This is a genomic window from Azospirillum mesophilum, assembly GCF_053470405.2.
The window spans coordinates 17,501-28,399 of the sequence record NZ_JBPXMQ020000061.1; the positions used below are offsets into that span (position 1 = coordinate 17,501).

A 10,899-nucleotide genomic window follows, 5' to 3' on the forward strand; every position below is an offset into this window, starting at 1 on the left:
CCATGGCCGTTTCCATTTACTTTTTCGATGTGGGGCAGGGTGACTGCACGATGATCATCGACGATCAACCTCCATACTTCCTGGCGTTCGTCGATGCCGGTTCCACAAAGAATGCAGATGCTACATTTGAAGGGGTAACATTGCTAAGTATTAACGAAATTGTAAAAGAATTACTTCCACCGCATGTAAATATTGATATAATTATTCTGACGCATCCTGATCGTGACCACGTAAATTTGATTGTATCTTTACTGAATTGCGAAGCGCTTAAGGGGCGAAAAATAGAAAGATGCCTATTTGGCGGGCGCGAAAAATTATACAAGAAGAAAGTTATGGTGCCAACCATCATGAAGCGCAAAGGCGGAGCAGGCACAAGCAAGAAAACGATCTTTTCCCTTTACAAAGAAGTCGACATAATCGGTTTCATCAAGCAAACGGGAAAATGCACGAATTTTAATGACATAAGGATCGGATCGGTTGAGAGGCGCCCCAATGCACAACAGCCAGACTCAAGGGTGGGATACGAGATCGTCTACAGATACGATGGTGTAAGCAAAAACTTGAACCACTACAGCATCGTTTCATGCTTTTATATTTACGCGGATGCTGAAAGCCAAGATATCAAGGGGCAGGTGATACTAGCTGGTGACGCCGAAAAAGAAATAGAAGAAAAAATTATAAGCTCAAGAAATCCAGGGGGGAATAATCGCGTAACGGCCTTGAGACTTGGCCATCATGGTTCAAAGAATGCGACATCCGAAAGCTGGTTGAAATATACACAGCCTACTCTCGCCTTTGTCAGTTCCGACTTTCGATATGGCCATCCGTCGCAGGATGCGGTTGGGCGCGTCATTAAGCACTTTAACGACCAAAATGCCGCGATACCGATGCAAGAGGCAATCGACTCCAAAGGAGACTCAACGTCGGTCGATGGGATCGGTCAAGGGCATAGCTTGCTATACGCTGAAGGCAGGGCAAGTCAATACATACTCCACAGTACGCTGACCCCCATTTTCTCCAATATGATATTTCATAAGTATGACAGAAGTGATATTGCCGAAATTAAGAAGAAAAGTAATTTTGTGAAAGATAGCGCTGAGACTAATAGTCGGCATTACCCAGCAACGATCTCAGCGCCTAATAAGGCCATCAAAGCTTTCGAGTATTTTTCCGACAAAGTGTACCAAAAAACGCCTGTAAACTGCACTGTTGGAACGTCCTGGGTATTAGTTTACCAAAACGAGGAGTGGTATCTTCAGCGCTCGCTCTCGGACGATGCCGGCGGTGGCGTCGACGATGTTGTGGTAAGTGTATCCTTTACCATGAACCAGGGTAAGCTGAAACTGATCGATAAAAGTTTGCAACCAACGAGTAAAAAGAAAAGGCCAAACACGCGTTCACACACCGGCAAGCAGACGATCAAAAAGGACGAAATCCCGCTTGATTCCGACATCGAGGACGACGACAACGAAGATGAAGATTATAGCCAGTCAATGACGCCTCTTATAGAATCATCAAAGGACTTGTCAGGCGGACGACTAGGTGCACGAATCAGATCCCCGCGCGAGGATAATGAATACGAACAAATAGAGGTCATAAAAAAGAAGATAAAGACAGCCCAACAAACATGAATCAACTTTGTTAAAGCCAGGATGGCGCCTAATGGAGAAATTTTCATAATATTTCTGCATCATCGTCGGATTGGAAAAAATTCTCAGAAATAACTGATCCCGTTTTCTTACATGAACACATGTGGAAGACGTTTTTGAAACAAGGAAATCCCACGCGATCACGTGGACGACCGCAACTTGGATGAAGCACTATGACGGGCAGCTCTTCATCGAACCATCAGAACGGGACGAAGCCGGCCAGGACGGCGCCGCAATCCGGATGGGCCCTCACGGACCTATTTGCGGACTGGAAGGGTGGGCCCGACTCTGAGCCGGCAGCAAGCACGGACGCCCCGAAACCTTCACCGCTCACATTCAGGCATGGGGAGTTCACGCCGTCCACCGGCAACGATGTCTGGGATTTTTCGGCTGTCATCAAACCGTCCACCGGCTTGGGCAACAGCATTGAGCGGTTGTTCCCTGACGGCAAGGCCAAGGGCACTGTCGTCTTTGCCGATAAAAAAGTGAAAGAATTCACGCTGAACTGCGGGACCGGCGACAAAGACACGAGTCATGCGTCGCCCAAGATCGCACTAAGGCCGGTCAGTCTGACGGTTACGCCCGAATGCACGGTTCTCTTGGCGAGGCTTCACGTCGGCGGCACCGAATTCGACATTAAGGGGACCATTGAAGGGTCATCCTGGTATCTGTCGGTCAAAACTGATAAGATCGGCAAAGATCAAAAACAAATCCGAAATGTGATCAAAGAACTGACTGGCCGTGATAGTCTGCCTTGGCCAGATTCACTGGAAAAATCGGTTAAAAGCCTGCCTCTGAGCATAAAGGGGGTCGGCATCCATTTCGAACCTTCGCTTCCTCCCAAACTGAACAGCATCGAAATCTCAGTAGGGGTGAACCGTGAGGTGAAACCCGGCGCCCTTATTCATGGCGTGGCTGAAAACGCGATCGTCCTGTCCGAGGTGAGCTTCACGATATGGGCATACTTCGGCTTCCAGGGCACGGGCGGAGGCTCCAGCAAACTTATCGGTTACGGCGGGCTGGTCAGCGGCTTACTCGACATCGGTAAACTCAAGTTCGGGATGTTTCTGTTTGCCCCGCACTATGAGTTCGATGCCGTGCTTCTTACGCCTGGTTGCGAACTTCCCGCCGAGGGCGTGATTCCCGATGACAAAATCATCAAGACATTGCCGAATTTGGCGGATGTGCTCGCGGACATCTTGCCAGGATCCAATCGGCCAAAATGGCTTGATCGGCTGAAGAATATCACTGTCGAGGAGTTGAGCCTTTCCATAGCCAAAGGTTATTTCTCCTTCCGGGTCGAGGTCGGCAGCGAATGCTCCTCGGACGGTCCGATCCAGTTTTTCGGTGGTCGACTCGATATCGAGTGTCTGGAAAGATCCCGGAATTTTTCTTTGAGTCTTTCGTATGAGGTGGCATCGACTGTATTGATCCTGTCCGGGACCTACTCTTCCTCTTCCGGTACAGATGCCGGGCTGACATTGGCCGGCGCATTGCGCTGTCACCGGGATTCGCCGCTGACCGTCGGTGAACTTGTGGCGCATTTCAACAGCGACTGGAGGATTCCGGACGAGTTGAAGGCTGTCGAGATCGAAGAACTGGCGGGCAGCGTGACGTTCGGCGGAGTTGGCGGCTGGAGTTTCTCCTGTGACGTGGCATGGAAGCCTGACGAGCTTCCCTTTGCGATTGCCGCCGATGTGGCGATCAGGAAGGAGGGAGGGGCATCCGCGATTTCCGGAACCGTCCTAGGCCGCCTTCTGATCGGGGATATGGTGTTCAACGTCGTTTATGCGTTCGGCAAAGCGGCAAAGCAAATCGATGTCGAGCTTAAACTCGGCGGCTTCGAGCTGATGGCAAAACTCCGTAAAGGGAATTTGTCGCTCCGATGGCCGGCAAACCCGGCAAAAAAAGACGTCCCTCTGGTCGACCTCCTCGACGCGATCGCGGAACACATTGTCCCCGGTACGAAACTGTCGGAAAAGCTGTCGGGCACCCTGGGAGAGGCGCTGAAGCAAATCAACTTGAAGAGCTTTGGCGTAACGGTGAATACGGACGCTGGCGCCGTGTCGTTCGAGTGTACGATCATCCCAAAAGAGATTGCGGGGGTGAACATCAAAGGATTCGGCATGGTCTATCGCCGCAAAGGCGGCAAGAGTTCATTGCAGGCAACGCTTAGTTGTGATGTCCTGGGTAGGTCTTTCAGCCCGGATCAGGGCAACGCCCTGTCCTGGGACGCGATGTCCCAAACAACCCCACCGATGCCGAATCCGGCAATACTGGACGTGCGGTTCCTGGCAGTCGGCCGCCGGATCGCCATTGGATCCGACGTGCCGCGCACGGTGGAGGCCGGAATCGAACTTTACCGAACGAAACTGCTGCCGCCGAAAAAGAACGGGACCAGCACGCCACCCGGACCGGCCGTCGCCCTCGGCTTTCCAGGCTATGACGGATCGAACGGGTTCCTTTTCGCCCTCGAAGCTACAGTGAAGAGTACGGTTTCGGTGAGCGTGCTGTTCCGCGATCCGGATTTCTACGGCGCGAAAGTCGTGTTGAAGGGTGAGAGGGCCGGCAAACTGGCCGGCCTGGGATTTGAGCTTTCCTATCGTCGGCTGAGCGACAACATAGGCGTGTTCCACGGCACCTTCATCGTTCCGGACAACTTAAGACGCATGGATTTGGGCCGGACGGTCCTGACCATTGGGGAGATATCCGCCGACGTTTATACGAATGGCGATTTCAGCGTCGATCTCGGCTTTCCCGCCAACGGCGATTTCTCCAGGAGTTTCGCGATCGACCTGCCGACCTGGTCGGGTCGCGGCGGGTTCCTTCTGGAGCGTTTCAGCGGATCGGTCGCGGCGAATGCCCTGATACCGAAGGTGGGGCGCTTCGATCCGATCCTGCGCTTCGGGATTGGACTGACAGCCGGCACGCGCAAGGAGTTTTCCTGGGGTCCCCTAAAGGGCAGCGTGACCGTCGGCCTGACGGCCATGCTGGACGGCTATTACGCCGCCTTCATCGATGAAAACGATAAACTCACCAACACTCCTTACTATCGAGTGGTCGGCGTCGCGGCGATGACCGGGCATATCGAGGGCGAGATCGATCTGGAGGTGCTCAGCGTCAGGGTCTCAGTCGCGGCCAGCGCGGCCGTAACCATGATCCTGGAATCCTTCGCTCCCACCACAATCCTGTTTCGGGCGAGGGTTGCGGCTTCCGCGTCCGTCAGAATCGGGTTCATCAGCATAGACAAGTCCTTCGACATGGACGCGTCCATCGACCTGTCCTTCGGCGAGCGACAGACTCCGCCTTGGATTAAGTTGATGAATGACCCGCCAGCGCTGCCCGAAAGGAAGCCAAGCAATCAGACCGACTCCCAAATCAGCTTCAAGAAGCGGTTCTTGAAAGTCGAGATAATGCCGGTGGAGACATGGTCTGGATCGGACAAAGCTGTTGTCCTGATGCCGATCCTGAATATGGAAGACAGAGAGCATGGCTTCCCGGCATTGGTCAGAGGTATCCTGGAGTGGATGATTCTACTCGTTAATGAACTCCCCTTTTTCACACCGATACCGTTGTCAAACAAGGAAGATCTTGAGAAAACAGTCGCATACCTCAATGTGCTATTCAAAGAAAACTGCTTTCCACAAAGCAATAGACGTTTCAATGGCGGGAAACTCGTTGCGAATGTCATCGCGACGGAGTTTAATAGTTTTTTCAATGTCCAAACTTATCCCGTTGATTTGTCCGCAAGTGTCCGTCCTTCAAGAAATTGGGTAGCCTTTACAATTATACCTAACGGTCAATTTTTGGAGGCATCTACATGGGAATATCAGAATAACATACCTCTACTTTACCGGGATATGATCACGCCCGTGACAAGCGCGTGGAAAGACCGGATTCTGGTGGCCCGGGGTGCGGCACTGGAAAAGAAGGATCCTGTTCAGATTGCTCAAAACATACATACCTTGTTCTTCCGCGACTACGTTGTAACAGTTATGCGTGAAGTGGCAAAATATGCTCTTGAGTGGTATTCTCGTAACGAAGCATCGAAGACAGGAGATGGCAAACAAGCGGTATCGGTTGAGGAAATCTTCAGTTCTGCCATCGAGCCGCAGCTTCACCGAATCGCAGGCATGGTTTCGGCCTGCATGATGGGCGGAGCCCGCATTCCTCACGTTGCGGGTTCCGATGCCGACCTCTGGCCCTACACCGTGGTGACGAGGCAGCAGATGTCGTTGAACACCGGGATAAGCAGTTATCAACTCAGTGTTCCCACCGTTATTGGCCATAGTCGCATTTCGGCTCATTACCCTCGGAATCACACTCTCCCCTGGCCCGAAATCGAACTGGATCCGCGTAGTCCCGAAGTGCAGCCGCCACGCCGGTCTTGCCCCTTCGCATTCGCCCTGGCAAAGGCCCGGACATGGCAATCCGGCCCGCGCTTCGGGTTCGGCAACGCGGTTTCCCCAGGTCCTGTTGCCGAGGAAAAGAAGTTCTTCACGCTGCGGGAGTTTCCCCGGCAGTTCCTGCAACATCTTCCCGATCTCGACCGCTGGCCGGCGGACGGATTCGATCTGCGGCGGGACGGAGTGGATCTGAGAACTGCCTCCTGGGCGTGGGCCAGCCTTGTGCCTTTGACGCTTCGCCGGACGGCCATGGACAGCATTGCCGTGCTTTGTCCCGCGCAGGAACCGGATCGCGACCGACTGTTGGCACTGTGGCAGGACGTTGCCGATCCCGGCGGGTGGATGGCGGATCTGTTCCTGCTTTACGCCAGGAAGGATGATCCTGTGCAACTGGTGTCGATCGAACTGGATCGCGATGCCAGCATGATCCTTCAAACCGGTTTGTCGACCTTGACGGTCGCCGATCCGCTGCCATCCGCCACGGTCATCGCGGGGGAATTGGCCGATCGCGACTTTCAGGCGACAGAATTTTCCGCCCCCATGGCGCAGCCATCAGGCTTTATCCGCATGGTCTGGCGGGCCGCCACCACGGGTGGCGGCTTCCTCCTGCGGTGCCTCGACCGCCGTGGCCAAGGATTTCCACCGGAGCTGTTCGCAAAGGGCGACGAGAGCACGATCTGGTTGCTGGCCGTGGCGCAGGACAATGCTTGCTGGTGTGAGTTGCGCGATTTCCACAACGTCATGATCGGCCATGAGACGGCGGCCGAGGCTGCTCTGCCACTGATCGTGACGCCGGTGGAGAAGGTTGGTCTGCGTCGCCCGCCACAGTGCAGTTTGCCGACCCTGCCCCCTGGCTATGTGGGACTTACCGTGCGCCGTGACATTCCTGGCCGGACGGCTCGCCTGTCGGATGATCAGGTCCGCGCGCAGACCCTGTTCAGCCTTTTGGGCGTCCGCCTGGAAAGCTCCGATAAAATCAGAAAGGGTCCCGAGCCGATCCCGGAGACCCCCGCGACAATGGAGAATGATCCCAGCAAGTGGGTGTACAACCCTGTGGTCCGGGTAGCGCCTTATGTCTTGCAGAGTTCCATCCGGGAATTTTCGATCGGCTTGCCCGATCTGGCGGACGACCCGTACCGCGGGATTGCCGAGGGTGCCGAAGCCAAACTGAAACTCTCCTTCTTCGACGGGTTCGGCAACGAATTGGCAGCCGCCCCGAACTCCGAAAATCCCCGCGCCGACATCAAACACATCACACTCAAATATTCTGACAACCTGATCGGGCCGGGACAGTGGCCCGGCTTGATCTGGGGCTACCACCTAGGCCGTTCGGATCCCCAGGGGCCGGGGCTGACGATACAGGTCTTCTTCAACCATGCGGAATTCGATCGCCATGACAAGATAGAAAGGGCGATAGAGCTGTATAGGGCCGTGTACTACCAAATTATGCAACCTGGTATCAGCCTGGAAGTGCGTTGCTCTCTTGAGCAGGATGGCAGGTGTTCAGCATCGTGGAGGACCCCGGCGGAAGAAGAGTTCTTACGAAAGTTGGTGAACCTGGCCAAGAACGCCTACCTTTACCTGAAGGCTGCGCAGCAGGCGGACAAGACCTCGCTGCCGTATATGAGAATGAACCCCAACAACGACCCACTCCGTCCATTGGCCGCGCAATTGAGACTGATGCCGGATTACTCCAAGGCGACGGTCCCGATGGAGGTCGAGGTCGTGCTGAAACGTCCGAAGGGTCAGTTCCACCCAGACTTCCCGGCGTCCGGATGCTGCGTTGACCGAGTACCGCCTTGGATTCACGCGGATTCTCCCGAAGCTGGCTTGAGCCGTTTCACCAAGGGCTTCGCCGAAGTCCTGGGCGACCGCTTCGCACTGGCGCTGGGCCGGTCCAAGCATGGTCGGCGCAGCTTCGTTGCGGTCAATCTTGAAAAAGCCGGCCTTGGACCGGGCAGACCCAAGTGGGATGCGTCCCGCCGGTTTGCCGTGCCGCCGTTGGCTGTCCCGCGCGGCGGCATTCATGTTGCGGTACAGGGATTGAACGCGCAGACCGGCCTGCCGGACGGCCCGGTTTCCCGTATTGTCGCCGACGCCGAAATGCTGGAACGGGCGGCGCGCCATCTGTTCGCCACGCTGGAGCGGTGCCTGTCGCCGGATCGAGCTGGGGCAACCCTCGCATACAACGATCAAGCCTATACCGCGCTGATGCAGGCCAAGCGCCTGTTGGCCGACGGCTTGGCGGAGCGTTTGATCGAGCTGGATGGAAACGGCCTGTGCGAGAGTGGCCGACCGACACCGGCGCTTTCCGCTGCCCGCGAACGGTTCCGCCAGGAACTGCTGGCCGATATCTCCCGGGTTCACAGCCTGGAACTCATGCTTCAGGTGCCGGTAACACTATCGTCGGGTTTCGGCGCCAAGCCGGGCGGACCCCGCGAATTCATCCGCTGGAAGCCGAACGACGTCTGGCCGAATTGGTTCTCCTGCAAGACACCGGATGGCGACAAAATCGGATGGAGAGAGTTGCAGAAGGACTGGGGCGCAACGGTTGCGGCTATGTCTGCCTTGCTGGCCGACATTCCCAACCTGCTGAATCCCGGGGCCAAAATTGCATGGAAACACCGATCCGCAGTCGTCGAACCGGGCATGACCCTGCGCGGGCTCCTGGCATGCCTCGGCGGACCGAGCCCCGGAGATCCCCGCATCGCTCTGCTCAAGGCACCGGACGGACTGTTCAAGGGCGGCACGCCGGTGCCGCTGGTACGGAGAAATGTGAAGCTCTCTCGAAGGATATCTTTCAAGGATCTGCTCGAAAGGGAAAATATCGACGCGCCATTGCATGTGCTGGTTCTGAACCTGAGGTCGGTGCCCGGTATCGTTGACCCTTCCATCTGGCCTTTTGCTGAAAAGGTTTCTCGCGCTCCTGGAGGAGGTGCTGCAGCGGACCTGGACGACTGGGCCAAGTTGACAGGGTATGCCACGGCGCACCATCTCGTTGCAGACCACTTGTCCGCGCGTTGTCTTAAGCCGGAAACGACACTCGTCGTTCTGAAGCCGGTCAAGGTCTTGCTGCAAGACCTGAACGTGAACGCCCACACTAAGCGGGATCAGATCGAACTGCTGGCCGATGTGCCGGGCTTGCTGCTGCCCAACGGCGAGGCGGAGTGGAACGGCGCCAGGGTTATGCTGACGCGGCGCATGACGCTCCGGCAACTGTCGATCAGGCTGGGAATGTCCAGTCTGGATGATATGTTGACAACGGGCTTCGTGACGCGTTTCGGACTGTTCAATCCTGGGGTGGAACTGCCGCCCATGCAGTGGGATTGCGGAACGTTGCGTCTGGTTAGGCCGATACCGGAGGCTGCGGGTCGGGTAAATTCGAAGTCCACCGCAAGGGACGCCGATACTTCCCTTCCCACCTTCGGGCCGGCGAAGCTTTCCCTCGGCAACGGCACAGAAACTTTGGATGTACCCGTGTATCGGACCGCCGCGCGGACGGCTGCGGCCGAGGTTCAAGAGCTGAAATTGACAATCGAGCAGATGGAACACGACATCATGCCGGTCGACGACAGTCATGGTTACGTCGCGTCCCACTGGTTGCATTTCCTCCAGCCGATAGTCCACGACCTGGGGAGGCACACACTGACCCTGCCTCATGCCGCGGCACCGGCAACACCCTTGGCCATCGGCCACAACATGATCTCCGACCGGACCGGCGCCGGTTCAACGTGGGATTACGCCGCCGAATTCCGGATAGTGCCGCAGGTTAATGAGCGGTACTGGTTGCAAATCGGCTTTGGTTCCGCTGCGGAAGCCACCAACAATGACTCAGCCTGGGCAGCCCTGGCCCAATACGATGTGCTCGCCCCTCAGATGGACTCGGTGCTGGCGGCGTTGGGTGGGCCGCTTCAGGAAGGCACACGCCTGCCCGACGCGCTGGACACACTGGCTCGGATCGCCGGGAAGGTCGCCCGCAATTGGAACAAACCGGCCACCGGGATGAGCGGTGATGTTCTGCAGTACAAAATCAGCGTGGGCGGCACTGCGGATCGGGTGACGAGTCTCACGATAATCGGAAAGGAACCACCGGACATCACTTGGGATGACCCACGGTTCCCGAAAACGGTCAGTCACCGGCAGGAGAACCGGGATGCCGAAACCTGGGAAATTCCCATCGATTGGCCTGCCGACACTGCGATCGACCTGCACTTCACCTGGAGGCATCTGGACCTGTTCGACAGGCCGGATGCCTTGACGGCCCTGTCGGTTTCCTCACCAACACCGGTCGACAGTAAGGCTGGTGCCCTTGCGGAGGCATTCGCGGTAACGCACGGTCCGGCGAGCTTTCCCACACCCGTGGCCGCGGAGCGAAGGCGCCCGGACAGCGCATTCCCCAGGAGCGGAGAACTGCGGACTACCGTGCACGAGGCCATCCAAACTCTGTTCGGCGGCACGGCCGCGATTCCCGCCTGCAGGCTGGCCATCACCATCAATCATATGGTGACTCTCGGTGGAATAGGACACTTGCGGGCCGAGACTCCCGTGGCGTCTGCCACCGAAATCATTTGTGACGCTGGAGCATTGGCGAAACTCGTGAATTCTCTGGTGTCCCAGACCGAATCTGCTTTTCCTAAGGGTGCCGGTTGCGTCCGAGCATCACTTCGGCTGCACCTGTGGGCGTATAGCCTCAACCGAAAGTTGGGTGGGCCGCCGGTTCTGCGGCTGTGCTATGATGTTACGTAACTACTCACGGGGCTGGCTGAGCCTGGGCTGTTGTCGAGGCGCTGCGCGCATTGGGGGTGGTTGGCGATCCGGTGTTGCGTTTGGTTGGCCGGACGTGA

General features: G+C 56.4%; 2 protein-coding genes. Both read left to right on the forward strand.

Features of this window, described 5'->3' with window-relative positions; genetic code table 11:
* Positions 1 to 2 precede the first annotated feature (2 nt).
* Complete coding sequence (locus ACSVC7_RS30410; RefSeq protein ID WP_448208233.1) at positions 3 to 1,631, forward strand: ComEC/Rec2 family competence protein; 1,629 nt, start codon at positions 3 to 5, stop codon at positions 1,629 to 1,631.
* A 191-nt stretch (positions 1,632 to 1,822) separates the two neighbouring features.
* Complete coding sequence (locus tag ACSVC7_RS30415) at positions 1,823 to 10,801, forward strand: hypothetical protein (protein ID WP_448208234.1); 8,979 nt, start codon at positions 1,823 to 1,825, stop codon at positions 10,799 to 10,801.
* Positions 10,802 to 10,899: the final 98 nt, after the last annotated feature.